The sequence below is a fragment of the Nocardioides sp. LHD-245 genome (genome assembly GCF_030929495.1).
Classification (GTDB): domain Bacteria; phylum Actinomycetota; class Actinomycetes; order Propionibacteriales; family Nocardioidaceae; genus Nocardioides.
In genome coordinates this window covers 333,066-357,199 of record NZ_JAVFWN010000003.1, presented here as the reverse complement: position 1 = coordinate 357,199, position 24,134 = coordinate 333,066, and the positions used below count along the sequence as shown (strand labels likewise).

General features: G+C 71.8%; 22 protein-coding genes. 11 read left to right on the top strand and 11 right to left on the bottom strand.

From position 1 onward, the window contains the following. Position 1: 1 nt before the first annotated feature. A complete protein-coding gene (locus RB608_RS06680; RefSeq protein ID WP_308087035.1) occupies positions 2 to 1,339 on the top strand; it encodes a hypothetical protein in 1,338 nt (445 codons plus the stop codon). 253 nt (positions 1,340 to 1,592) lie between these two features. Here RB608_RS06680 and RB608_RS06675 read toward each other — a convergent pair whose 3' ends face one another. From RB608_RS06675 to RB608_RS06650, 6 genes are all read right to left on the bottom strand, one after another. Next, positions 1,593 to 1,775, bottom strand: coding sequence for a DUF3073 domain-containing protein (locus tag RB608_RS06675; RefSeq protein WP_308087034.1), 183 nt, complete (start codon positions 1,773 to 1,775; stop codon positions 1,593 to 1,595). Positions 1,776 to 1,941: 166 nt separating this feature from the next. Then, positions 1,942 to 3,015 (bottom strand): phosphoribosylformylglycinamidine cyclo-ligase, encoded by a 1,074-nt coding sequence (gene purM / locus RB608_RS06670; protein ID WP_308087033.1) that lies wholly within the window; start codon positions 3,013 to 3,015, stop codon positions 1,942 to 1,944. Positions 3,016 to 3,183: 168 nt separating this feature from the next. Next, complete coding sequence (gene purF / locus RB608_RS06665; RefSeq protein ID WP_308087032.1) at positions 3,184 to 4,653, bottom strand: amidophosphoribosyltransferase; 1,470 nt, start codon at positions 4,651 to 4,653, stop codon at positions 3,184 to 3,186. 25 nt (positions 4,654 to 4,678) lie between these two features. Continuing rightward, positions 4,679 to 6,085 (bottom strand): FAD/NAD(P)-binding protein, encoded by a 1,407-nt coding sequence (locus RB608_RS06660; RefSeq protein ID WP_308087031.1) that lies wholly within the window; start codon positions 6,083 to 6,085, stop codon positions 4,679 to 4,681. A gap of 159 nt (positions 6,086 to 6,244) precedes the next feature. After that, positions 6,245 to 7,597: a dipeptidase gene (locus RB608_RS06655; RefSeq protein WP_308087030.1), complete on the bottom strand. Its 1,353-nt coding sequence runs from the start codon at positions 7,595 to 7,597 to the stop codon at positions 6,245 to 6,247. Between the two features lie 10 nt (positions 7,598 to 7,607). Further along, complete coding sequence (locus RB608_RS06650) at positions 7,608 to 7,967, bottom strand: sterol carrier family protein (protein ID WP_308087029.1); 360 nt, start codon at positions 7,965 to 7,967, stop codon at positions 7,608 to 7,610. A gap of 192 nt (positions 7,968 to 8,159) precedes the next feature. Here RB608_RS06650 and RB608_RS06645 point away from each other — a divergent pair, with 192 nt between their 5' ends. Further along, positions 8,160 to 9,203 (top strand): hypothetical protein, encoded by a 1,044-nt coding sequence (locus tag RB608_RS06645; RefSeq protein WP_308087028.1) that lies wholly within the window; start codon positions 8,160 to 8,162, stop codon positions 9,201 to 9,203. A 22-nt stretch (positions 9,204 to 9,225) separates the two neighbouring features. Here the strand turns inward: RB608_RS06645 and purL are convergent, their stop codons facing one another. Both purL and RB608_RS06635 read right to left on the bottom strand, forming a co-directional pair. Beyond that, positions 9,226 to 11,514 (bottom strand): phosphoribosylformylglycinamidine synthase subunit PurL, encoded by a 2,289-nt coding sequence (gene purL, locus RB608_RS06640; protein WP_308087027.1) that lies wholly within the window; start codon positions 11,512 to 11,514, stop codon positions 9,226 to 9,228. Between the two features lie 58 nt (positions 11,515 to 11,572). Continuing rightward, positions 11,573 to 13,393: a serine/threonine-protein kinase gene (locus tag RB608_RS06635; protein WP_308087026.1), complete on the bottom strand. Its 1,821-nt coding sequence runs from the start codon at positions 13,391 to 13,393 to the stop codon at positions 11,573 to 11,575. Between the two features lie 122 nt (positions 13,394 to 13,515). Between RB608_RS06635 and RB608_RS06630 the strand changes: the two genes are divergently transcribed. Continuing rightward, positions 13,516 to 14,733, top strand: coding sequence for a glycoside hydrolase domain-containing protein (locus tag RB608_RS06630; protein WP_308087025.1), 1,218 nt, complete (start codon positions 13,516 to 13,518; stop codon positions 14,731 to 14,733). Positions 14,734 to 14,884: 151 nt separating this feature from the next. On the opposite strand, the gene RB608_RS06625 is transcribed toward RB608_RS06630, so the two are convergent. Next, entirely contained in the window at positions 14,885 to 16,426 is a 1,542-nt protein-coding gene (locus tag RB608_RS06625; RefSeq protein ID WP_308087024.1) for a PucR family transcriptional regulator, read from the bottom strand. A gap of 112 nt (positions 16,427 to 16,538) precedes the next feature. On the opposite strand from RB608_RS06625, the gene RB608_RS06620 reads away from it, so the two are divergent. Both RB608_RS06620 and codB read left to right on the top strand, forming a co-directional pair. Next, entirely contained in the window at positions 16,539 to 16,997 is a 459-nt protein-coding gene (locus RB608_RS06620; RefSeq protein ID WP_308087023.1) for a nucleoside deaminase, read from the top strand. After that, positions 16,994 to 18,310 (top strand): cytosine permease, encoded by a 1,317-nt coding sequence (gene codB, locus RB608_RS06615; RefSeq protein WP_308087022.1) that lies wholly within the window; start codon positions 16,994 to 16,996, stop codon positions 18,308 to 18,310. The genes RB608_RS06620 and codB overlap by 4 nt, the downstream gene beginning before the upstream one ends. Before the next feature lie 66 nt (positions 18,311 to 18,376). Here codB and purQ read toward each other — a convergent pair whose 3' ends face one another. Both purQ and purS read right to left on the bottom strand, forming a co-directional pair. Beyond that, complete coding sequence (gene purQ / locus RB608_RS06610) at positions 18,377 to 19,045, bottom strand: phosphoribosylformylglycinamidine synthase subunit PurQ (RefSeq protein ID WP_308087021.1); 669 nt, start codon at positions 19,043 to 19,045, stop codon at positions 18,377 to 18,379. Then, positions 19,042 to 19,299, bottom strand: coding sequence for a phosphoribosylformylglycinamidine synthase subunit PurS (purS, locus tag RB608_RS06605; RefSeq protein ID WP_308087020.1), 258 nt, complete (start codon positions 19,297 to 19,299; stop codon positions 19,042 to 19,044). Before purS ends, purQ begins: the two co-directional genes overlap by 4 nt. A gap of 75 nt (positions 19,300 to 19,374) precedes the next feature. Between purS and RB608_RS06600 the strand changes: the two genes are divergently transcribed. From RB608_RS06600 to RB608_RS06575, 6 genes are all read left to right on the top strand, one after another. Further along, a complete protein-coding gene (locus tag RB608_RS06600; RefSeq protein ID WP_308087019.1) occupies positions 19,375 to 19,881 on the top strand; it encodes a general stress protein in 507 nt (168 codons plus the stop codon). Between the two features lie 163 nt (positions 19,882 to 20,044). Continuing rightward, on the top strand, positions 20,045 to 20,413 hold the full coding sequence (locus RB608_RS06595; RefSeq protein WP_308087018.1) for a hypothetical protein: 369 nt from the start codon (positions 20,045 to 20,047) through the stop codon (positions 20,411 to 20,413). Between the two features lie 178 nt (positions 20,414 to 20,591). Further along, positions 20,592 to 21,089: a hypothetical protein gene (locus RB608_RS06590; RefSeq protein WP_308087017.1), complete on the top strand. Its 498-nt coding sequence runs from the start codon at positions 20,592 to 20,594 to the stop codon at positions 21,087 to 21,089. A 35-nt stretch (positions 21,090 to 21,124) separates the two neighbouring features. Then, positions 21,125 to 22,258: a peptidoglycan-binding domain-containing protein gene (locus RB608_RS06585; RefSeq protein ID WP_308087153.1), complete on the top strand. Its 1,134-nt coding sequence runs from the start codon at positions 21,125 to 21,127 to the stop codon at positions 22,256 to 22,258. Further along, a complete protein-coding gene (locus RB608_RS06580) occupies positions 22,255 to 22,941 on the top strand; it encodes an ABC transporter ATP-binding protein (RefSeq protein ID WP_308087016.1) in 687 nt (228 codons plus the stop codon). Before RB608_RS06585 ends, RB608_RS06580 begins: the two co-directional genes overlap by 4 nt. Continuing rightward, positions 22,938 to 24,116, top strand: coding sequence for an ABC transporter permease (locus RB608_RS06575; RefSeq protein WP_308087015.1), 1,179 nt, complete (start codon positions 22,938 to 22,940; stop codon positions 24,114 to 24,116). Before RB608_RS06580 ends, RB608_RS06575 begins: the two co-directional genes overlap by 4 nt. Positions 24,117 to 24,134: the final 18 nt, after the last annotated feature.

Sequence of the window (24,134 nt, the reverse complement as noted above, 5' to 3'; positions counted from 1 at the left end):
GGTGTTGCCGTCCTTCGAGATCGCCGCCCGGCACCGCCCGGTGGCCCTGGTGGCGGCGCCCGACAGCTTCCCGTTGCGCGCGCCCTTCGGCGCGATCGAGGCCGGGATCCGGGAGGACGCGGCGGCCGAACTGGCGCTGCGCGGACCGGACGGGACCCGGTTGGCGGTCCGGATCGAAGACGGTCGCACGTCGCTGCGGGTGGACGTCGGCAGCGGCGAGCAGGTGCTGCGCAGCCGCCGTCACGGCCGGACCGGTACGCCACCGAGCCGGCTGGGCCTCACGCTGACGGGCAGCCACCTGGCGGTGCTGACCTTCGAGCGCGACGGGTGGGTGGCCCGCGGGCGGATCGACCTGCGCGAGATCGGCGGACCCGACACCCGGGACCCGGCGTGGCTGGCCGGGCTGCGGCCGGACGCCTCCGGCGGGGTCGACGACGTGCGCGCGGGGAGCTTCGGGCAGCTCGGGCTCCGCGACGTCCGCGTCGTGTCGCACGCCGACGGGTCGCCGTACCGGATCGGCGGTGACGTGCTCCTCACCGCGACCAGCGCCGGACCCGGCTTCTTCGACACGGCGCACACCTCGGTGTGGGCACTGTCGGCGTCCGGCGATCTCGACTGGCGCAGCGACCTGTTCTTCGAGCGTCCCGACCGGCCCGGCGTGTACGGCGACCACGCCACCCACCTCGTCCGCGACGGCGAGCGCTGGCTGATCGCGACCAGCACCTGGTCCGACTTCCCGGCGCGCAAGGCCGACCGGGTGCCCGGCGCGCTCGGCATCACCCTCGCCGAGTCCACCGAGGACCTCACCCGCGGGCAGCACGTGCTGGCGACCCGGCGGCTGACGCTGCCGACCGACGGACCGAGCGTCGGGATGTGGGACCCGCACCTCGTGCGCCCCGACGGACCGGAGGGCGGCTGGCTGGTCGGCTACGTCAGCGCGCGGAGGTTCTTCGACTTCCACCCGCTGCTCGCCGCCGGACCCTCGCTCGACCACCTCGCGCTGCGGGGGGCGGCGACCGGCCGGCGCGCGACCGAGGGCACCACCCTGCTGCGGGACGGGGACGCCTGGCGGGTCCTCGCCAGCGACGGCAGGGACAACCGCCGTGCGGTCCGCGGCCGGTATCCGATGTTCGACACCACCATGACCGAGGTCGGCACGCTGTCCGCGCCGTACCCGACCAACATCCCGTGGCCGACCGTCGTACCACCCGACCCGGACGTGCCGGGCGACGAGTGGCGACTGGTGACGTTCGACGGGACGAGGTGCGGCGGCCGGCTGGCCGGCTACGGCACCCACGGTGACCTGGTGGTCATGCACGCCACGACGTCCGCCCGCTGATCAGGCGCCACTCCCGAGCCGTGCCCACCCGCCCCCGGCACGTCGGTCATCTCGCCCCACCTGCCCTCAGGCTGCGGCGGGAACGCCGCACGAGGAGGCGCAGGGAGCGAGGAACGAGCGACCGGAGCCGACGAGAGCGTCGCTTTCCGCCGCGCCGACGTCTTGCCGCCGAGCGAACCCAGGACCTACGGAACTCGACTGCGTGGCCGGCAGCGTGTCGCGAGGAACGAGCGACACGCTCGGCCCATCCAGCTCAGTCGCGACGGTCGGCGTAGTCCGACCACTTGTCGAGCACTTCGGGCTCGACCTCGTCGGAGCTGGACGCAGGCTCTCCATGGAGCTCAGCGGCCAGAGCCGAGAGATCAGTCTCGTGAGTGCGGTACTTCAGGTCGCGAGCGACCTTGGTCTGCTTGGCTTTCGCACGGCCGCGGCCCATAGGGTCCAGCCCCCTCGCACACTTGGCCGGTAGCCCTCCGGGCCCCGGACTGCTGAATACGTAGTCTCGTGGGTCCAACGGTACATGGCCGGTGGCTGTTCCCGCACGCCGGGAGCACCTTCCCGCGCGCCCCCGCTCCGCGCGGGCGGCGCAAGTGAGGCGCAGGTCACCAACCGGGGTGCTGGCCGACCAGCTCGACGGTGCCCTTCTGCTCCGGGTCGACGTCGACCTCGCCGGCCACCCAGCTCTCGATGCCGGAGTCGGCGAGACGGGCCACGGCGGCGTCGACGGCGTCGGGGGCGACCAGGGCGACCATGCCGACCCCGCAGTTGAGGGTGGCCTCGAGGTCCGGCTGGTCGACCTGGCCGACCCGGCGCACGACGTCGAAGACGGGCGCGGGCGTCCAGGTTCCGCGATCGAGGGTGGCCTTGAGCTCGGGCGGCATGACCCGCGCGAGGTTGTTGGCCAGGCCGCCGCCGGTGACGTGGGCCATCGCGTGGGTCTCGGTCTCGCGGGCGATCGCGAGGCAGGGCTTCGTGTAGAGGCGGGTCGGCTCCAGAAGCTCCTCTCCCAGCGTGCGGCCGAAGTCGTCGACGTGCCGGTCCACCGTCCAGCCGGCCTGCGTGAAGAACACGTGGCGGGCCAGGGAGTAGCCGTTGGAGTGCAGCCCGCTGGCGGCCATCGCGATCACCACGTCGCCCGCACGCACCCGCGAGGCGCCGAGCAGGTCGTCCGCCTCGACGACACCGGTGGTGGCGCCCGCGACGTCGTACTCGTCGGGCGCGAGCAGGCCGGGGTGCTCGGCGGTCTCGCCGCCGACCAGCGCGCAGCCGGCCACGACGCACGCCTCGGCGATGCCCTTGACGATCGCGGCGATCCGCTCGGGCACGACCTTGCCGGTCGCGATGTAGTCGGTCATGAACAGCGGCTCGGCACCGCAGACGACGAGGTCGTCGACGACCATGCCGACCAGGTCGAAGCCGATGGTGTCGTGCTTGTCGACCAGCTGCGCGACGGCGACCTTGGTGCCGACGCCGTCGGTGGAGGTCGCCAGCAGCGGACGCTTGTACGACGTCAGCGCGCTCGCGTCGAAGAGGCCGGCGAAGCCGCCGAGGCCGCCGAGCATCTCGGGACGGCGGGCCTTCTCGACCCACTCCTTCATCAGGTCGACGGCGCGGTCCGCGGCCTCGATGTCGACGCCCGCGCGGGCATAGGCGTTGTCAGCGGTCGGACTGGTCACTGCGACTCCTCTTCGGGTGGGTGTGGCCGCCAGCGAGCCTGGCGCCACGCCTGCCTCGACTGCGCGGCCGGCAGCGTGGCGCCCCGCGCGCAGCGCATCGCGGGTGCCCGCGATCCGAGCGGAGCGAGGACCGTGCGGCACCCGCGATCGGGCGACACGCTCGGCCCATCATGGGTTGTTGAAAACTGGGAGCGCCTCGCCGTGTGCGCTCGGCCGGAGCGTCGCCTCGAGGAGGTGCTTGCCGAGCAGGCTCTCGTCGGGGAGCTCGATCGGGTACTCGCCGGTGAAGCAGGCGGTGCACAGCGTGCTCTGCGGCTGGCCGGTCGCCTGGACCATACCCTCCAGCGAGATGTAGCCGAGGCTGTCGGCACCCACGCTCGCCGCGATCTCGTCGACGTCGAGCCCGTTGGCGATGAGCTCGGCGCGGGTGGCGAAGTCGATGCCGTAGAAGCACGGCCACTTGACCGGCGGCGAGGAGATCCGGACGTGGACCTCGAGCGCACCGGCCTCGCGCAGCATCCGGACCTGGGCCCGCTGGGTGTTGCCGCGCACGATCGAGTCGTCGACGACGACGATCCGCTTGCCGCGGATCATGTGCTCCAGCGCATTGAGCTTGAGCCGGATGCCGAGCTGCCGCAGGGTCTGCGACGGCTGGATGAAGGTGCGGCCGACGTAGGCGTTCTTGACGAAGCCCTGGCCGAACGGGATGCCGCTCTCGAGCGCGTAGCCGGAGGCGGCCGGCGTACCGGACTCGGGGACCGGGATGACCAGGTCGGCGTCGACGGGGAACTCGCGGGCCAGCTGGCGGCCCATCTCGACCCGCGCCTCGTGGACGCTGCGGTGGGCGATCGTGGCGTCGGGGCGGGCGAGGTAGACGTACTCGAACACGCAGCCCTTGCGCCGCGGCTCGGCGAACTTGTGGGAGCGCAGGCCGTCCTCGTCGATGACGATGAGCTCACCGGGCTCGACCTCGCGCACGACGCTCGCGCCGGTCGTCGCCAGGGCGGCGTCCTCGCTCGCGACGACCCAGCCGCGCTCGAGGCGGCCGAGCACGAGCGGCCGGATGCCCTCGGGGTCGCGGGCGGCGTACAGCGTGTTCTCGTTCATGAACACGAACGAGAAGGCGCCCTGGACCTGGGGCAGCAGCTCCAGCGCGCGGGCCTCCAGCGACTGGTCCGGGTGGTGCGCGAGGAGCGCGGTCACCAGGCTGGTGTCGTTGGTGGACGACTCGAGGTTGCGGGCGTGGATGTCGAGCTCGCCGTCATAGCTCGGCAGGTCCTGGACCATCTCCGCGAGCTGCGCGGTGTTGATCAGGTTGCCGTTGTGACCCAGCGCGATCGAGCCGTCCTCGGTCGGCCGGAAGGTGGGCTGCGCGTTCTGCCACGTGCTCGCGCCCGTGGTCGAGTAGCGACAGTGGCCGACCGCGAGGTGGCCTGCGAACGACTCGAGGGTGTTCTCGTCGAAGACCTGGGACACCAGGCCCATGTCCTTGTAGACGAGGATCTGCCGACCGTTGCTGACCGAGATGCCCGCGGACTCCTGCCCGCGGTGCTGCAGCGAGTAGAGACCGAAGTACGTCAGCTTCGCGACGTCCTCACCCGGGGCCCAGACACCGAAGACTCCGCACACGTTGCGCAAGCCTACCGGCCGAGCTGCCGATCCTTCAGTTCGCGACGACCCGACGAGACACCCGCTCGACCACGGCCCCCGCGACCTGGGCGGCCTGCCCCCGGATCTCGGGGATGGCCGTCGACTCCCACAGCGTGCCCTTGCGCGGCGGGCCGACGACGAACAGCCCCTCGACCACCCGGCCGTCGCTCCCGCGGACGGCACCCTCGACGGTGGCGTCGATGCCGAGCGCGAGGGGGTCGGGGGCGACCGTGCCGCGGGCGACCAGGGCTCGCAGGAGCGGGTCGGCGCTCTGCCGTACGTCGGCGAGCGGGCCGGTGCAGTTGACGACCGCGTCCGCCTCGATCGGCTGCTGGCCGGACGCGATCGTGACCCGGCGGCGCTCGCCGAGATCCGCCACGGCGTGCAGGCTCCCGGCGTGGACGGCCAGCCGGTCGTCGTACCGGTAGGACTGGAGGCGCAGCGCGACCTCGGGCGCCATCCGGTGCCGGCGGACCTCCCAGTCGCGCGCGTGGACGTCGAGGAAGCGGCGGCGCTCCGCGACCGCGAGCCGGCGCCACAGCTCCTGGGTGAGCGGGCGGAGCCCGTCGACGACGGCGCGCCAGCCGACGCCGCGCTCGGCGGCGGCCCGGCACTCCTCGGAGATCGCGGCCGCGATCGCGTCGGCGGTCACGGCCTCGTCGGGGACCTTGGTGACCCACGCGGTGTGGGCCTGACCGACGTGGGGCTTGGGCAGCAGGCCGTTGCGGCTGAGCAGCGTGACGTGCCGTGCGAGGCCGTCCTCGAGCAGGGTGATGGCGGTGTCGATGCCGGTCAGGCCGGTGCCGACGACGACGACCCGCGCGGCGGCCGGCAGCGTGCGCAGCCGGGCCAGCTCCCACGGGTTGCCGACGTGCCAGGGCGCGTCGGGCAGCGCCGCCCCGTCCGCCGTGGCGAGCGGACGGGGCGGCTGGTTCCCGTGGCAGAGCACGACGGCGTCGGCGCGCGAGGTGGACCGCTCGGTGACGATCTCGAATCCCGCGCCGGCGGGGACGACGTCGAGCACCCGGCCGGCGCGGATCCGGAGCCGGTCGTCGGCGACGTCGGCGAGCCGGTCCTGGAGGTAGATCGCGTAGTCGGCGCGCGGCAGGAAACCCTGCGGATCACTGCTGCGGCCGGTCCGCAGCGCCCAGTCGAGCAGGTCCGACGGGGCGTCGGGGAACGCGCTCATGTGGCGCGCCCGGACGTTGAGCAGGTGCCGCTGGTCGTTGGTGCCGTAGGCCACGCCCCGCCCGACGATCCCGCTGGCCTCGTGGATGACGACCTCGAGCCCCGGGTCGTCGGCGCGGACGAGGAGATTGATGGCGGTGAGGACGCCACTCGCCCCTCCCCCGATCACCGCCACCCGGGTCCGCGTGCGAGGGGACGTCGGGGTCGTCGTCGGGATGCTCGTCGCCGTCATTCAAGTGAGTCTAGCGAATCACTCGACTTTTGCGATGTTGAGTTGCCCGATCCTCACCGTCGAGTTGCCGCACCGCGCGCGGTCGGGTCCACCGAAGTGGCAACTCGAGCGCGAGGATGGGGAAACTCGACGGTGAGTCAGGGGCAACTCAACGAGGGGTCAGGCGCCGAGGTTGCGCAGCAGCAGCGCCTCGGCGAGCAGGACCTTCTCGAACTCGGCGAGGTGCAGGCCCTCGTTGGGGCCGTGGGCGCGGGTGTCGGGGTCCTCGACGCCGGTCACCAGCACGGAGGCCTGGGGGAAGGACTCGAGGAACTCCGCGATGAACGGGATCGAGCCGCCGACGCCCATGTCGACCGGCGCGGTGCCGTCCCAGGCCTCGGTGAAGGCGGACCTCGCGGCGTCGTACGCCGGCCCGTCGACGTCGAGCGCGATCGGCTCGCCGGTGTCGACGACCTCGATCGAGAGCTGGGCGCCCCAAGGGACGTGCTGCTCGAGGTGGGCGCGCAGGCAGGCCAGGGCGTTCGCGGAGGTCTCACCGGGCGCGGTGCGCAGCGCGAGGCGGGCCCGCGCCGACGGGATCAGGGTGTTGGACGAGCCGTCGACCTTGGGCGCGTCGAGGCCGATCACCGACAGCGCGGGCTGGGTCCACAGCCGCTCCACGGCCGGGCCGGAGCCGACCCACCGGACGCCCTCGGCGACGCCGGACTCGGCGCGCAGCCGCTCCTCGGGGTAGTCGATGTCGGCGGCCGGGCCGGAGTGCAGGCCGGCGACGGCGACCTGGCCGGCGTCGTCGTGGAGCGTGGCGATCAGGCGGGACAGGGTGATCAGGGCGTCGGGGACCAGGCCGCCCCACATGCCCTGGTGGACGGCGTGGTCGAGGGTGCGGACCTCGACGTTGACCCGCACCAGGCCGCGCAGGCTGGTGGTCAGCGCCGGGACGCCGATGTCCCAGTTGCCGGAGTCGGCGATCACGATGACGTCGGAGCGCAGCTCCTCGACGTACTTCTCCAGCAGCTGCGGGAGGGTCGCGCTGGCGACCTCCTCCTCACCCTCGATGAAGAGGCGGACCGTGACGGGCAGCTCGTCGCCGAGCATCCGCAGCGCGGCGACGTGGGTCATGATGCCGGCCTTGTCGTCGGCCGCGCCGCGGCCGTAGAGGCGGCCGTTGCGCTCGGTCGGCTCCCACGGCGGCGTGTCCCACTCGGCATGGTCGTTCTCGGGCTGCACGTCGTGGTGGGCGTACAGCAGCACCGTGGGCGCGCCCTCGGGGCCCTTCTTCTCACCGATGACGGCGGGCGGCGCGCCGTCGAAGGCGCGCACGATCTGCACGTCGACACCCTCCGCGGCGAACAGGTCGGCGGTCGCCCGCGCGCTCACCTCGACCTGGTCGAGACGGTCGGGGTCGGCGCTGACGGACTGGATGCGGACGAGGGCCTCGAGATCCGATCGGACACCCGGGAGGATCTCGGCGAGGCGCGTACGCAGGTCGGTGGTGGAGACGGGTCCGGACATGCCCGCCAATCTAGGGGAGGGGCAGGTACGGCGTCAGGTCGGTGCGCTCACCGCTGGCCCGGACCCGGCCCGCGTCCACGGCCTCCGCCCACCCGAGCCTCCCGGTGGCGAGGGCGATCCAGGTCGCGGCGTCGGTCTCGACGACCGCCGGCGGCGTGCCGCGGGTATGCCGGACGCCCTCGACGACCTGCACGGCGGCGTACGGCGGCACCCGCACCTCGACGGATCGGCCGGGCGCGCGGGTCTCGAGGAGCGCGAGGAAGTGCTTGGTCAGCAGGCGCAGGTCGGCGCGCTCGGCGCCACCGGCCCCGAGCCGGGCCAGGGCGGCCGCCACGTCCGCCTCAGCGGCGGGCTTGAGCCGGGCGGGCATCAGGCATCGTCCTCCGGGTAGGGCTGGAGCACCGAGCAGGTCGGTGGCTGCACACGGTCGGGCAGTGCGCACCCTACGGCCTGGGCCCGGCGTCGTACCGCTCGCCGGGGACCGGTCGGCGGTCTCACGCCCCCGACGTCCCAGATCCGAGTCCGGCACCCACCCGACGCCGCCAGCCACCACAATGGGGCCATGCTCCCTCGTCGACGCTCAGCGACCGCGCTCGGTCTGCTCCTGCTCGCGCCCGCCCTCGCCGCCTGCGGCGGCGACCCCGCCGGCGTGGTGGCGGGCGACGTGGTCCCGGCCCGGCAGGACGCGCGGATCGCCGAGAGCGGGAGCGAGACGACGATCGCCCTGCCGATCGGCAACCTCCTGGTCACCGCCGGGAAGCCGGTCCGGGAGATCTCGGCCGACGCCACCCGCCAGCTCGAGAAGCTGACCGCCACCGACGGCGAGGTGTTCATGCCGGTCAGCTGGCAGTACGACACGACCTCACTCGGCACCTACGCCCGCTACCTGGAGACGACCTCGACCCCGGTGGTCGACCTCGTCGTCGACGGCGCGTCCTACCGGATCCCCCCGCCGGAGGTCTCGACGGAGGGCCCGGAGGCCTTCTTCGTCGCCGTCCGCGGTTCGGGCGAGGACCCCCGGCTGAAGGTCGACTTCGACGGCGTCGTGCAGACCGCCGACCTGGCGACCGGTGACGTCGACGCCGGTGCCGCCGCGCCGCTCTACGACCTGGCGCCGGCGAGCGGAGAGGCCCTACCCTGCGGCGGATCCGTCCGACCGAGTCGCGCCGTCACGGTGAGCGAGATCGCGTTCACGTGCACCCTGACGCCGCCCGTCCTGCTGCCGTACGCCGGCGACGCGTGGGCCGCCGACGGACGCACCTGGCTGGCGACCACGGTCGAGACGACGTTCGGCCGGTGGGACGAGGCAGCGGCGGACCTCAGCGCGGGCGCGATCTACTACGCCGGGACCGTCGACGGCGGCTTCACCCTCGGCGGCTCGAAGGCCGTCCAGGTGATCCGCGACGCCGGTCGGGGCACCTGCCCCGACATCGCCAACCAGAACTGCAGCGCGGTCTTCCACGTGCTCTTCGACGTCGGCGAGGACGCCCCGCGCAACCTCGTGATCAAGCAGCGCTACGAGCTCGGGCGGACCTCGACCTGGGGCACGATCGACGCGCCGGAGCAGCTCAAGCTGACCGTGACCGACCGGACCAGGCTGCCGTAGCGCGAGCGACGCGCTCGCGCCATCACCCCAGGGCGTTCGGCAGGGTGGCGCTCCACGCCTCCCGCAGCTCGGCCACCGGGACCTCGAACCGGCCCTCGACGGCGAGGACGTCGCCGCCGGTCGTGCCGAGCTCGACGGCGGGTACGCCGTGGCGGGCGGCGATCGTCATCAGCTCGTCCACCCGGTCGGCGGCGACGGTCACGATTGCGCGGGCCGCGGACTCGGCGAAGAGCTCGATGAAGGCGTCGCCGGGCAGGTCGACCCGGGCGCCGACGCCACCGACCATCGCGGCCTCGGCCAGGGCCTGCGCCAGTCCGCCGTCGGACAGGTCGTGGGCGCTGGTGACGACGCCGACCAGGTCGCGCAGGGCCAGGGCGAGGTTGTGCTCGTTGGCGAGGTTGACCGCCGGGGGACGGCCGCCGAGGTGGCCGTGGACGACGTGGGCCCACTCGGACCCGGAGAGCTCCTCGTGGGTGCTGCCGAGCTGGACGATCCGCTCGCCGGCGGCCTGGAACGAGGAGGGGGTACGACGGCGCACGTCGTCGATGACGCCGAGCACCGCGACGACGGGCGTCGGCAGGATGGCGGTCTCGCCGGTCTGGTTGTAGAGGCTGACGTTGCCGCCGGTGACCGGGATGCCGAGCTCGGCGCAGGCGTCCTTCAGGCCGCGGCACGCCTCGGCGAACTGCCACATCACGTCGGGGTCCTCGGGCGAGCCGAAGTTGAGGCAGTCGCTGACCGCGAGCGGCGTGGCGCCGCCGGTGGCGACATTGCGGTAGGCCTCGGCGAGCGCGAGCTGCGCGCCGGCGTACGGGTCGAGCTTGGCGAAGCGACCGTTGCAGTCGGTGGCGACCGAGACGCCGAGGTGGGTCTCCTCGTCGACCCGGACCATGCCGGAGTCGGCCGGCTGGGCCAGCACCGTGTTGCCCTGGACGTAGCGGTCGTACTGGTCGGTGATCCACGACTTGTCGCAGAGGTTGGGACTGGCGACCATCCGGAGCAGGGTCGCGCGCAGCTCGTCGCCGGTGCTCGGGCGCGGGAGCGCCTCGGCGCCGTCGGCCTGCAGCGCGTCCTGCCAGTCGGGCCGGGCGTACGGGCGCTCGTAGACGGGCCCGTCGTGCGCCACCGTGCGCGGGGGTACGTCGACCACGGTCTCCCCGTGCCAGGTGATCTCGAGCCGGTCGGTGTCGGTGACCTCGCCGATGTCGACGGCCTCGACGTCCCACTTGGCGCAGATCGCGAGGAAGGCCGCGACGTCGCCGGGCTCCACGACCGCCATCATCCGCTCCTGGCTCTCGCTCATCAGGATCTCCTCGGGCGAGAGCGTCGAGTCGCGCAACGGGACCCGGTCGAGCTCGCAGCGCATGCCGCCGTCGCCGGCCGAGGCCAGCTCGGAGGTCGCGCAGGAGAGGCCGGCGCCACCGAGGTCCTGGATGCCGGCGACGACGCCGGCCGCGAACAGCTCGAGGGTGCACTCGATGAGCAGCTTCTCCATGAACGGGTCGCCGACCTGGACGCTCGGCCGCTTGGCCGGGCCGGAGCCCCCATCTTCGGACTCCGTGAACGTCTCGGAGGCCAGCACCGAGACGCCGCCGATGCCGTCACCGCCGGTGCGGGCGCCGTACAGGATGACGCGGTTGCCGGTGCCGGACGCCTTGGCGAGGTGGAGGTCCTCGTGGCGCAGCACGCCGACACACAGCGCATTGACGAGAGGGTTGCCGAGGTAGGTCTCGTCGAAGACCGCCTCGCCGCCGATATTGGGCAGGCCCAGGCAGTTGCCGTAGCCGCCGACGCCCGCGACGATCCCGGGCAGCACCCGGTGGGTGTCGTCGGCGTCGAGCGGGCCGAAGCGCAGCGGGTCCATGACCGCGACCGGGCGGGCCCCCATCGCGATGATGTCGCGGACGATGCCGCCGACGCCGGTCGCCGCGCCCTGGTAGGGCTCGACGTACGACGGGTGGTTGTGGCTCTCGACCTTGAAGCTGACCGCGTAGCCCTGGCCGATGTCGATGACACCGGCGTTCTCGCCGATGCCGGCCAGCATCGGGCCGATCGGGGTCTCCTGGGCGAGCTCGCCGAACTGCTTGAGGTGCACCTTGGAGGACTTGTAGGAGCAGTGCTCGCTCCACATGACCGAGTACATCGCCAGCTCGGCCCCGGTGGGGCGACGGCCCAGGATCTCGCGGATCCGCTCGTACTCGTCGGCCTTCAGGCCCAGCTCGGACCAGGGCTGCTCCCGGTCGGGGTCACCGGCCGCCACGGCCACGGTGTCGAGCGTCGGACGGGCGGGTGCGGAAGCGGTGTCGGCCACGGCCCCAAGGGTATCGGCCGCTCGCCTGATCACCCCGATCGGCTCGGCCCTAGTCGACTCAGCCGCGGGGGACGGCCGCGACGTCGTCACCCGGCGGCAGGTCGAGGTCCTCGAGCACGTCGCGCACCGCCTGCTCGTCGTCCGCGTAGATCGTGATGGAGTACGGCGCCGCGCGGTCGTCGTACCAGACGGCGAGCTTGCTCTTCCACTGCTTGCCGTCGGCCTTGGTCAGCTCGACCCACGCGGCGTGCAGGCCCGACCGGTAGGGGTAGTCGCGCACGACCCGGTCGCGGTAGTTGGCGTCCATCGCCTGCCAGGTCGTCCACTGCGTGTAGTGGACCGAGGACTCCTGGTCGTGGCACCAGCGGGCCCGCACCCGCGTGGGTCTGGGCTCGACCACCTCCGTGCAGTCGGCGGCTCCCGGGAAGGCGGCGACGAGCGCATCAGGCGCGGGAGCGTCCCGGGAGGCGACCTCGTCGCCCGGCGGCAGGTCGAGGTCGTCGAGCACGTCGCGCACCGCCTGCTCGCTGTCCGCGCAGACGGTGACCGAGTACGGCGCCGCGCGGTCGTCGTACCAGAGGGCGAGCTTGCGCCGACAGTGCTCGCGGTCGACCTCGGCGAGCTCCACCCAGGCCGACCGCAGGTCGGATCGGTACGCGTAGTCCCGCTCGGTCCGGTCCCGGTAGTTGGCGTCCATCGCGTCCCAGCCGCGCCACTGGGCGTAATACACCGACGACGTGGCGTCGAGGCACCAGCGGGCCTGCACCCGGGCCGACTTGGGATCGGACACCACCTCACACTCGGCAGCGCGCGGGAAGACCGCGAGCAGCGCGTCGGTCGCCGGCGCGACGACACCAGCCGACGGGTCACCCCCGCGCGCCGACGGGGCCGGGCCGGAGCGGTCGAGGGCCCAGGCGATCGCGCCCGCCCCGAGGGCGAGCGCCACGACGAGGCCGATCAGCAGCGGGATCCACCGGCGCCGCCGGGCCGACGGGGCCGCGACCGGCCGCGGCCGGGTGGGCGGGCCGATGTCGACCAGCGTGGGCTCGGGGTCGTCGAGCGGGATCGCGTCGAGCGCGGCGACCAGCTCGGCCGTCGTACCGAACCGGGCGGCGGGGTCCTTGGCCATCGCGGTGGCGAGGACCTCGTTGACCGCCACGGCGTCCGCGCTCGACGCGGGCAGCTGCGGGACCGGTCCCTGGAGGTGACCGAGCAGGACCTGCCCGGTCGCGCCTTCGTACGGCGCCCGCGCCGTGAGCGCCGCCCAGAGCACGCAGCCGAGGGCGTAGATGTCCGAGGCGACCGTCGCGTCGACCCCCTGGTGCCGCTCGGGCGCCATGTAGCCGGGCGTCCCGACCGCGCCGGTGGTGGCCAGCTGCTCGAGGTCGGCGACGGCCGCGATGCCGAAGTCGCACAGCACCGGGCGGATCCGGCCGTCCGCCAGCTCCCCGACCAGCACGTTGGAGGGCTTGATGTCGCGGTGCAGGATGCCGACCTCGTGGGCCGTGCCGAGACCGACGGCCAGGTCCCGGACCAACGCCACGGCGTCGGGCAGGAACAGGGGACCGTCGTCGCGCAGCAGCCGGTTCAGATCGCCGCCGGGGACCAGCTCGGTGGCGATGAAGAGCGCGCCGTCCTCCTCGCCGGCGTCGAAGACACGCACGACGTACGGCGAGTCCAGCCGGGCGAGCGCCTTGGCCTCGCGCAGGAACCGGGCCCGGTAGGCCGCGTCGTCCACGAGGTGCGGGGCCAGCACCTTGAGCGCCACCGGGCGGTCGAGGTCGCGGTGGACCGCCGCCAGGACCACGCCCATGCCGCCGCGGCCGAGCTGTCCGGTGACGTCGTACCGACCGAAGGAGTCACCCGGATGCAGCGCCACCCGGCTACCGTATGCGAATTACAACTCTGTAGTTCACCGAGAGGCCTGTTACCGGTGTGAAAGTTGTGGTTATCGTGACTCGGCTCCCCGTCCCCGAGCTTCCCCTTCCCCTGGAGTCTGCGATGCCTTCCCGGCCCCTTCCCCCGTCCGCCCGTCCCCGGTCCGGCCATCGGTTCCGTGTCCCGATCGCGGGCGCCGCGGCCGGCGCGCTCGCCGTCCTGCTGACCCTGGCGCTGCTGACGCCGTTGGGCGGCGCACCCCGGGCGGCCGACCCGGACGCGCCGGTCGACACCCCGGTCGACCTGGCCGCGAGCTCGACGAACCCGGTGACGCCCGGCGACTTCACCGGCTACGGGTTCGACCAGTGCGAGACCCAGTCGCAGAAGAACATGGACGCCTGGCTGGCGCACTCGCCCTTCCGGGCGGTCGGGGTGTACATCTCCGGCGCCTCGCGGTTCTGCCGGACGCAGAAGAACCTCACCCCCACCTGGGTGGCCACCCAGCTCGCCAAGGGCTGGCGGCTCCTCCCGATCACGCTCGGCCCGCAGTCGACCTGCGTGGGCCGCTTCCCCCGCTACGGCGCGGCCATCGACCCGACCATCAACAACGCGAGCGCCGGCGGCTACGCGGCCGCCCGCGGCCAGGGCACGGCCGAGGCGGACAGCGCCGTGGCCGCGGCCCAGGCTCTGGGGATCGTCCCGGGCAGCACGCTCTGGTACGACCTCGAGGGCTGGGGCAACTACAAGGACGCGACCTGCCGGGAGTCCTCCCTCGCCTTCCTGAGCGGCTGGACCGCCCGCATCCGCGCGCTCGGCTATGTGTCGGGCGTCTACTCCAGCGCCGGCTCCGGCATCCGGATCCTCGACGACGCGCGCCGGCAGGGCCGGGCCGACGTGGTGCTCCCCGACCGGATCTGGATCGCCCGCTGGGACGGCGTCGCGAACACCTCCACCAGCTATATCGCCGAGGACGGCTGGCGGCCCGGCAACCGGATGAAGCAGTACCGGGGCGGCCACAACGAGACCTGGGGCGGCGTGACCATCAACATCGACAGCAACTACCTCGAGCTGGGCAACGGCACGCCGCCGCGCTGCGGCGGCGTCAAGGTCAACCTGGCGAACTACAAGAAGATCACCCCGACCAAGGCCAAGCCCAAGCAGGTCCGCGCGCTCAAGTGCCTGCTCCAGGAGCAGAGTCTCTACCCGGGCAAGATGTCGAAGAAGTACAACAAGAAGCTGAAGGCCGGCATCCACGGCTGGCAGGCCCGTGCCGGCCAGAAGGTCAAGGACAAGTGGACCAAGAAGAACTGGGCCTCGCTCCTGGCCGGCGGCGCCTCGTAGGGAGCCGGGTGGGGGTTGAGTCGTCACATCTGACCCGGTGAACCGTCACTTTCGTCCATCGCCGCTGACAACCGGGGCCAGAAGTGACGGCTCGACGGGTCAGATCCGCCGACTCAACGGGTCAGGGCCCGGGCTACTCGACGAGCAAGGTTCAGCCGCCGAAGCCGACCTGCGGGTCGAGGCCGGTCCGCATCCGCCAGCCGAGCAGCGCGATGCCGAGCCCGGTGCGGTGGTCCGGCTCGTCGAGGGAGACGCCGAGCAGTCGCTCGATCCGAGTCAACCGGTCGTAGAGCGACTGCCGGCGGATGCCGAGCAGGTCCGCGGCGCGGGCCTTGGACAGCGAGCAGGCCAGATAGGCGTCCAAGGTCCGCAGCAGCTCGCTGCGGTGCTCGCGGTCGTGGTCGATGAGCGGACCGATCTGCTCCCGGACGAACCCGCTCATCGCCGCGGGGTCCACCGACGAGGTGACCAGCCGGTGCGCCGCGACGTCACGCTCCATGACGACCCCGTCGCGCCGGCCGTAGCGCCGAGCCGTGCGCAGCACCTGCCGGGCACGGCCGACGGCCGGGGCGAGATCGCCGGGATCGGCGACCGGCGTGGCGGCGGCGACCAGGACCCGCCCGGGCAGCCGGGCGAGGAGGTGCTCCCGGGCGCCGGTCAGCTCCTCGCGGACCTGGGCCGGCACCGGGCGCCGGCCGCCGCGGTGCACCACGACGACGTGCCCACCGCTCACGCCGACCAGCACCGCCGGGTCAGCACGCTCGTCGTCGTGGAAGGCGGCCTCCACGGCGGCCGCAGCGTCGGTCAGCGGGACGGCGGCGTCGACCTCGACCGCCGCGACCACCAGGTGGCGTCCCTCCTGGGGCGGCCAGCCGAGCGCGGTGAGCCGGTGCAGCACGTCGGCCCCGGAGACCACCACACCGGCGACTAGGTCGGAGACCAGTGACTGCGCGGGACCGGGCCGGTGGCCGGCCCCGCTCCCCCTGCCGACCTCGAGCGCCACCGCGTGCGCGGCGACCTCGGCCACCCGCAGCCGCTCGGGACTCTCCGCCCCCAGGAGCCGCAGCGTGCCGACCGGCCCGGCCGGTCCGCGGACCGCCGTGGCGATCTCGTCGTCGTCGGAGACCGACGCGATCCGGCTCCGCTCGACGGTCTGCCCCTCCGGGTCCCGCAGCTCGACGGCACAGCCGGCGAGCCGGGACACCTCGTCGAGCAGCGCCCGCAGCCCGCGGCCCTCGATCACCACCTGGGTGAGCGCGCGCCAGCCCGCGTCCCCGGCGTCGCCGCCGGCGGCCACCCGGCGGCGCACGAGCAGCTCGTGGAAGTCCTCGACCATCCGCTCGAAGGGCACCATCGCCGGGAACGCCAGCAGCGCCAGGTCGCGGCGGCGCGCGGCGGCCAGGATCGGCTCGGGGACGGCGAAGAACGTCCGGCCCAGCTCCAGCGCGAGCGCCGCGACGCCCGCGTCGGCCAGCTGGTCGACGTACGACGCCAGGTGGTCGGCCGTGCGCCCGTGGAGGCCGAGGCCGGTGGTGAGCAGCACCTCGCCCCCGGCGAGCAGGGCGCCCATCTCGAAGACCTCCGAGGAGTGCACCCAGCGCACCTGGACCCGGTCGACGTCGCCGTGCAGCACCTCGGTGCTGGCAGCCCGGAACGACGGGAGGGCCAGCACCTCGGCGAGAGTTGCCCCCATTAGGACGAACCGTCCAGGGAATCGTGGATCATGCGGGACATTATGTCCCTTGTCGCGGTGCGGCGCCTCTGGTGATGTGAGCCCCGACACACCGACCAACGGAGGCAGTCCCATGATCACCGACGACGACCGCAGGTTCCTCGACCTCGCCATCGAGCAGGCCCGGATCGGCTGGGAGGAGGGCGGCATCCCGATCGGCGCCGCGCTCGTCCACGAGGGCGAGGTGCTCGCCGTCGGCCGCAACCGCCGGGTCCAGCAGGGCTCGGCCATCCGGCACGGCGAGACCGACTGCATCGAGAACGCCGGCCGACTCCCCGCGAAGGTCTACCGGGCGAGCACGCTCTACACCACGCTCTCCCCCTGCTTCATGTGCGCGGGAACCTCGGTGCTCTACGACATCCCCCGCATCGTCGTCGGCGAGAACCAGAGCTTCCAGGCCTCCGAGGAGTGGCTGCGCTCGCGCGGCGTCGTCGTCGACGTCCTCGACGACCCGGCGTGCCGCGAGCTGATGCTCACGATGATGCGCGAGAAGCCCGACCTGTGGGCCGAGGACATCGGGGAGGAGGCATGACCCTCTCCAACGACCAGGCGCAGCCCGGCGCCGAGGCCGCTGTCCCGGTCGTCGACCCCGACTACCCGGTGACGCCGGTCCCGGCGCACGCCCGCAAGTCGTTCATCTCCCTGGCGGTCGTGCTGCTCGGCTTCACCGTCTTCACGCCGACCATGCTGGCCGGCGCCCAGCTGGGCTCGGCCTTCGCCCTCGGCGAGCTGCTGCGGGTGATCCTGCTCGGCTCCCTGATCCTCGGCACGTACGTCGCCCTGCTCGGCTGGATCGGCGCCAACACCGGCCTGACCACCGTCGTGATGGCCCGCTACGTGCTGGGCTACCGCGGCAGCAAGCTCGGCTCGATCCTGCTCGGCGGCACCCAGATCGGCTGGTACGGCGTCGTCATCGGCACCATCGGCGACCTCACCGCCCAGGCCTTCGAGTGGGAGTCCGGCGCCGCCAAGGCCGCCGTGATGATCCTGACCAGCGTCCTGATGTGCCTGACCGCCTGCTACGGCTATCGCGGGATGTACTGGGTCTCCGCCATCTCCACGCCGCTCATCCTGATCCTCGCGTTCTGGGTGCTCTTCCGCTCCCTCGAGGAGGTCGGCGGCTGGTCCGGGCTGGCCGACGTCGAGCCCAACGGCTCGATGACCATGGCGGTCGCCATCACCACCGTGGTCGGCACCTTCGTCTCGGCGGGGACCCAGGCGCCCAACTGGACCCGCTTCGCCCGCTCCGGCAACCAGGCGCTGGTCGCCTGCGTGATCGGCTTCCTCATCGGCAACGGGCTGATGATCTTCTTCGGCGCCACCGGCGCGATGACCTTCGGCCAGGGCGACTTCGTCCTCGTGCTCTACGACCTCGGCCTGGTCACCTGGGGTCTGGTGCTGCTCTTCGGCAACCTGTGGAAGTCGAACGCCGACACCGCCTACGCCTTCGGCGTCGCGGGTGCCGAGCTCTTCGAGAAGCCCAAGAAGACGCCGTTCGTCATCTACGGCTCGATCGTCGGCACCGTGCTCGCGCTAGTCGGCGTGCAGAACCACCTGGTCGACTACCTGGTCCTGCTCGGCGTCTTCATCCCGCCGCTCGGCGGCGTCATCATCGGCGACTACTACGCCCGCTGGCGCCGGGGCGGGATGCCCGAGGGCGAGCGCCTGCCGGCCCTCAACGTCGTGAACCTCGCGGTCTACGCAGGTGCCAGCGGCATCGCGTGGATCGCCAAGGAGACCGAGTTCGGCGTGCCACCTGTCATCGGCGTCGTACTGGCCGCAGTCGGCTCGTACGCCGTCGGGCGCGCCGGGCTCAACCGCCGGCTCACCTCCACCCGGAGCTGAGCCGGCTCCTGGCCCCGGGCCCCACTGGGGCGGGTCCGGGGCCGGGGCTTCCCCGGACGGGGAACGTCAGGCGAAGGCGGTCTCGACGAGCGAGGTGAAGAAGCCGAGCCCGTCGAGGCCGCTGCCGGTCAGCTCCTCGACGGCGTGCTCGGGGTGCGGCATCAGGCCGACGACATTGCCGCGCTCGTTGGCGACACCGGCGATGTCGTCCAGGGAGCCGTTGGGGTTGACCTCGAGATAGCGCGCCACGACCTGGCCCTCGCCCTCGATCCGGGCGAGGGTCTCGGCGTCGGCGACGAAGCCGCCCTCGCCGTTCTTGAGGACGATCCGGATCTCCTGGCCGGCGTCGTACGCCGAGGTCCAGGGGGTCCGGTTGTTCTCGATGCGCAGCAGCTGGTCGCGGCAGACGAACCTGCGGTGGTCGTTGCGGATCAGCGCGCCGGGCAGCAGGTGGGACTCACAGAGGATCTGGAAGCCGTTGCAGATGCCGAGGACGGGCATGCCGGCGTTCGCGGCCTCGACGACCTTCTCCATGACCGGCGCGAACCGGGAGATGGCGCCGCAGCGCAGGTAGTCGCCGTACGAGAAGCCTCCGGGCAGGATGACCGCGTCGACTCCCCGGAGGTCGGCGTCACCGTGCCAGAGGGCGACCGCCTCGTTGCCCCCGATGCGGACCGCGCGCTGCGCGTCGACGTCGTCGAGCGAGCCGGGGAAGGTGACGACGCCAACCTTCACGGCGCGACGCCCTGCTCGACGGTGACGGTGTAGTTCTCGATCACCGGGTTCGACAGCAGCGTCTCGGCCATCTTGTCGACCTCGGCGAGGACCGCGTCGGTGACCTCGCCCTCGAGCTCGATCTCGAACCGCTTGCCCTGGCGGACGTCGGTGACGCCGGTGAAGCCCAGCCGGGGCAGTGCGCCCTGGACGGCCTTCCCCTGGGGGTCGAGGATCTCGGGCTTCGGCATGACAGCTACGACGACTCGGGCCACGGCCCGCAGTCTAGTGGTGCAGCGCGCGGCGTCCGATTCCGCACTCCCCTGCCGGACGAGGGGCAGACTGGAGGAATGAGCAACCCCACGCCCGGCGGACTCGGCCGCCCCCTGCTGACGCTCGAGTTCCCCCAGTCGCTCGCCGTCTACGACGACTACACGACAGCGCAGCGCACCGTGGACTTCCTCTCCGACGAGGGCTTCCCCGTGCAGAACTGCATGATCGTCGGCACCGACCTCAAGCAGGTCGAGCGGATCACCGGCCGCCTCACCAGCGGCCGGGTCGCGGCGGGAGGCGCGATGAGCGGGCTGTGGTTCGGCCTGTTCGTCGGCGTCCTGTTCAGCTTCTTCGGCACCGGCGACACCCTGGCGATCATCGCCTCGACGGTCCTGCTGGGTGTGGCGTTCGGCGTGGTCTTCGCCCTCGCCGGCTATGCCGTCACCCGCGGCCAGCGGGACTTCTCCTCCGTCAGCTCGGTCGTCGCGACCCGCTACGAGGTGCTCGTCGAGCACAAGGTGGCGGCGCAGGCCCGGGAGCTCCTCGCGAAGCTGCCCGGCGCGCTGCCGAACCCGTTCGCCTGAGGACCAACTCACCCGTTGACTCTCGGCTGGCGGATCTTGTCAGTCCGGTAACAAGATCGGGCCGGTTCTCGCGCCCCCTCCTACTCTCCCCAGACATCGTCCAAGAATTCCAGTGACGCTTTAGGTGGAAATAACACCGAATTCCGATACAAAGGAGTTCACAATGGACATCAAGAAGCGGGTCGCGAAGCTCTTGGCGTCGTCGATCGTTGCGACGGGAATGATCATGGGGGTCGGGGCAGCAGTCGACAGCGCGAGCGCAGCATGCCCCGGGTCCCCCTCGTGGAGGACCGGAAACAACGACAGATTCAACAATGCCTTCAGCGAGGACAACGTGCCTGTCCGCGTGGCCCCGTACGCGGAGTGCGCGCAGGTCGGCACTGCTCATCGCTGGCACGACATGAACTCGCATTGCGTCGCATTGAACAGCCATGGCAATTGGTGGCTGCACATGTGGGACCGAGACATCTCAGTGAACGGATGGGTCGTCACCACCAAGGTGGTGGGTTCGGTGTCAGCGGTCTACTGCTGACTTCACCGAGAAAGGTTTAAGGTCGACTATGCGCATCGGGTGCTACACCTTCTTGCTCGTCGTTCGCAAGGTGGCGCGGAGCGCATGGGCAGCAACCGGTCGGAGGCGCCTCGCCTGGGTATGTCTCGTCGCGGGTGTAGCCGTGGCCGGCTGCTCCCCAGACCGCACCGCGCCCCAGGTGCCGAGCATCGAGAGCAACGCAGTGCCGTCAGCCGGATCCGAACCAGGGACGGCTGTAGAGCGGACCGAGGTAGAGACATACCTGGAACTGCGTCAGGACTTGGCGGAGTGCCTGCGCGACAACGGACTCCCCGACACGAAAGACCCGGACGACTTGGGGGTGTTCACCGTCCAGATCGGTGCACCGGGCGCCGACAAGGCGTTGACCGCATGTCGGGAACTCGGATTGGAATCTCGGGAGGTTCCGAAGGTGATCCAGGAGCAGATTGAAGCACGACGACTGTCCAAGATCACCCCCCAGGAGAAGCAGTTCGAAATCGACCTCGCGGACTGCATGCACGAGAACGGCATCGCGGAGTGGCCGGACCCGCCCGCCTCCGGAGATCGACCGACCCCCAACTGGGAGCAGCCCGACACGACCTCCTCTGCACCCAATGGCCTACGCGAAGTGATGGAACTGTGCAACCGCAAGTTGGGCAACGGGCCGGCCAACTGATGATCCAATCCCTGACCTGAGGAGCGGTGCGCCTGATGATCCAGCCAAAGCGAGCCATGGTGGCCGCTCTGGTGATCTTGCTCGCGATGGCGGGAGTGGTCGGCTGGGTGCTGATCGCGCCGGACGACGAAGGCGCGGCTGGCGAGGATGCTACGCCGTACGACTTGGTAAACGTCGAGCGTCGCGACTTGCGGGTCGGGATCCGGGTGTCCGGGCGGTGGGGGTACGGCGCCCAGCAGCCGATCCCGATCCGGAGGTCAGGGACGGTCACCTGGCTACCCCCGGTTGGGGAACAGGCGAGCCTGGGAGATGTGTTGGTGCGCGTTGATGATCGGCCGGTGGTGTTGATGTACGGCGCAACGCCGGCATATCGGACGATGGACACAGGTTCGCGGCCGGATCCATCACCGTCGGGGCCGCCTGGAGCGGATCCTGACAACGGCGAGAAGAATCCGACTCCCCCGACTGTGCCGGAGGAACCAGTTCCGGCGTCGGTGGGCCCTGATGTGGAGCAACTGGAGCTGGGGCTGTCGCGGCTCGGCTACTCCGGGTTCACGGTGGATGAGGAGTTCACCGACGCGACCGCGGCCGCAGTGCGGGCTTGGCAGGAGGATCTGGGTGCGCCGGCCACCGGACGGGTCGAGTTCGGCGATGTCGTGTTCCTCCCGGGGCCGATCCGGTTGCATCCCTCGCCGGGTTCGTTGGGGCAGGGTGTGAGCGACTCGTCGGTTCAGCAGAGCGGGACCCAGCGCCTGGTCACGGCGGAGGTCGACGACGCTGATTGGGCTCAGGCGGGAGTTCGTGTCGAGGTGACGTTGCCGAACCAGAAGACCACAACCGGGAAGGTAGTAGCGGTCGGCAGCGTCGGCGGCGACTCCGAGGGCGGTGGTGGCTCTAGCGGTATGGCCGCTCAACGGGTCACGATCCGGTTGACGCGGGACTATCCGCGGATCGGGCCCGGACCGGTCGAGGTCACCTATGTGTCGGCGCGAGCCGACGACGTGCTGACGGTCCCCGTGACCGCGCTGGTTGCCCTGGCCGAAGGAGGGTACGGCGTCCAGGTCGCCGATGGCGGGTACGTCGCCGTCGAGCCGGGCCTCTACGCCGAGGGCCTGGTCGAGGTGGGGGGCGATCTCGAGGTTGGCACCAAGATCCGGGTGCCGAAGTGAGCGCACCGGTCCTCGAGTGCCACGACCTCACCCGTCACCACCCCGGCGGTGTCCAGGCGCTGCGTGGAGTGAGCCTGCGGGTGTGGCCCGGCGACTTCGTGGCGGTGGTCGGTCCCTCGGGCTCGGGCAAGTCCACGCTGTTGCAGCTCATCGGGGCGTTGGATCGGCCCACTGCGGGCGAGGTCGTCCTCGCGGGGCGCGACCTGGCTCGCCTCTCAGACCGCGCCCTGTCTCGGTTGCGGGCCGAGACGATCGGATTCGTCTTCCAGCAGTTCCACCTCTCACCCTTGATGACGGCCTGCGACAACGTGGCCGAGGGCCTGCTCTACTCCGGGGTCAGGCACGGCGAGCGCCGTCGCCGCGCCGCCGCAGCGTTGGCTCGACTCGGTCTGGAAGACCGGCTGCACCATCGTCCCCAGGCACTTTCGGGTGGTGAGCGGCAGCGGGTGGCGATCGCTCGCGCCCTGATGGGCGAGCCGGCCGTCATCCTCGCCGACGAGCCCACCGGCAACCTCGACAGCGTCAATGGGCAGCTGGTCGTGGAGATCCTGCGTGAGCTGACCGCGGACGGCACCGCCGTGGTTGTGGTCACCCACGACCATGAGCTCGCGGCACGGATGGGCCGCCGCATCGAATTGCGCGACGGACTCGTCGTCCACGAGGCCGGCAGTGGTCGGCAATGAGCCTGCTGCGACCCACCGATGTGCTGCGACTCGCCTCGCGGGGGCTGCGAGGTCACCCGCTGCGGTTCTTGCTGTCCGCGGCCGGCATCGCCATCGGTGTGGCGGCGATGGTGGCCGTCACGGGGATCACCCAGACCTCGCGGGTCGACCTCGAAGAACAGCTCGCCAAGCTCGGTACGAACCTGCTCACCGTCGTGCCTTCCGACGACATGAACGGCGAGCCGACGCGGTTGCCTGCCACCGCCGTCACCATGGTGGGGAACATCAGCCCAGTCACCGACATCAGCGGGGTCGGTGAACTCGACAGTGTTGGCGCCTACCGCTCGCCCTATGTGCCGTCCGGACAAACCAGCAGCGTGGTCGTCACCGCCGTGGACCCCTCGCTGATCAACACGCTGCGCGCGAGGACCGCCCAAGGACACTGGTTCACCGCTGCCAACGAGGACTACCCCACAGTCGTCCTCGGGTCCGCGGCAGCCACCCGGCTCGGTGTCGATGCGCCGGGCACCCGGCTGTGGTTGGGGCGCCAATGGGCCGTCGTGATCGGCATCTTGGCCCCCGTCGACCTGGCCAGCGAGATCGACCCCATGGTCATGCTGCCCACCCCCGCCGCCCACACCTACTTCGACTACGACGGCACCACCACCGGCCTCTACCTGCGCTCCATCGAGTCACAAGTGCACGCCGTCAGCGACGTCATACCCCAGACAGCATCTCCCCAACAACCCGGTCAGGTCGCCGTCTCCCGACCCTCGGATGCCCTTGCCGCCAAGGTCACCGCGGACAACGCCCTCAACCGCCTCCTCGTCGCACTCGCCGCCATCGGGCTGCTGGTCGGAGGGATCGGCGTGTCCAACACCATGATCATCGCCAGCATCGAACGCCGCTCCGAGATCGGCATGCGCCGCGCCCTCGGCGCAACCCGCCTCGACATCGCTACCCAGTTCCTTGCCGAGTCCATGCTGATGGCCACCAGCGGCGGAGTCCTCGGCGTCATCGCCGGCTACACCGTGACCGCCTACTACGCGCGAGCCCAAGGCGTCAGTCCCGCCCTGCCGCTCTGGGTCGGCCTGACCGCCATCCTCATCACAGCCGGCGTCGGCAGCATCGCCGGCCTCTACCCGGCGGCACGCGCAAGCCGACAGGCACCCGTCGCCGCACTCGCCGCGCTCTGACCCTGGAGCACCGAGGTC

What these genes read in the sequence shown, in the direction of transcription:
- RB608_RS06675 (WP_308087034.1), bottom strand. Translation starts at nt 1,775, where the DNA reads ATGGGCCGCGGCCGTGCGAAAGCCAAGCAGACCAAGGTCGCTCGCGAC.
- RB608_RS06660 (WP_308087031.1), bottom strand. Translation starts at nt 6,085, where the DNA reads ATGACGGCGACGAGCATCCCGACGACGACCCCGACGTCCCCTCGCACG.
- RB608_RS06655 (WP_308087030.1), bottom strand. Translation starts at nt 7,597, where the DNA reads ATGTCCGGACCCGTCTCCACCACCGACCTGCGTACGCGCCTCGCCGAG.
- RB608_RS06650 (WP_308087029.1), bottom strand. Translation starts at nt 7,967, where the DNA reads ATGCCCGCCCGGCTCAAGCCCGCCGCTGAGGCGGACGTGGCGGCCGCC.
- RB608_RS06645 (WP_308087028.1), top strand. Translation starts at nt 8,160, where the DNA reads ATGCTCCCTCGTCGACGCTCAGCGACCGCGCTCGGTCTGCTCCTGCTC.
- RB608_RS06630 (WP_308087025.1), top strand. Translation starts at nt 13,516, where the DNA reads ATGCCTTCCCGGCCCCTTCCCCCGTCCGCCCGTCCCCGGTCCGGCCAT.
- RB608_RS06625 (WP_308087024.1), bottom strand. Translation starts at nt 16,426, where the DNA reads ATGGGGGCAACTCTCGCCGAGGTGCTGGCCCTCCCGTCGTTCCGGGCT.
- RB608_RS06620 (WP_308087023.1), top strand. Translation starts at nt 16,539, where the DNA reads ATGATCACCGACGACGACCGCAGGTTCCTCGACCTCGCCATCGAGCAG.
- codB (WP_308087022.1), top strand. Translation starts at nt 16,994, where the DNA reads ATGACCCTCTCCAACGACCAGGCGCAGCCCGGCGCCGAGGCCGCTGTC.
- RB608_RS06600 (WP_308087019.1), top strand. Translation starts at nt 19,375, where the DNA reads ATGAGCAACCCCACGCCCGGCGGACTCGGCCGCCCCCTGCTGACGCTC.
- RB608_RS06595 (WP_308087018.1), top strand. Translation starts at nt 20,045, where the DNA reads ATGGACATCAAGAAGCGGGTCGCGAAGCTCTTGGCGTCGTCGATCGTT.
- RB608_RS06585 (WP_308087153.1), top strand. Translation starts at nt 21,125, where the DNA reads ATGATCCAGCCAAAGCGAGCCATGGTGGCCGCTCTGGTGATCTTGCTC.
- RB608_RS06575 (WP_308087015.1), top strand. Translation starts at nt 22,938, where the DNA reads ATGAGCCTGCTGCGACCCACCGATGTGCTGCGACTCGCCTCGCGGGGG.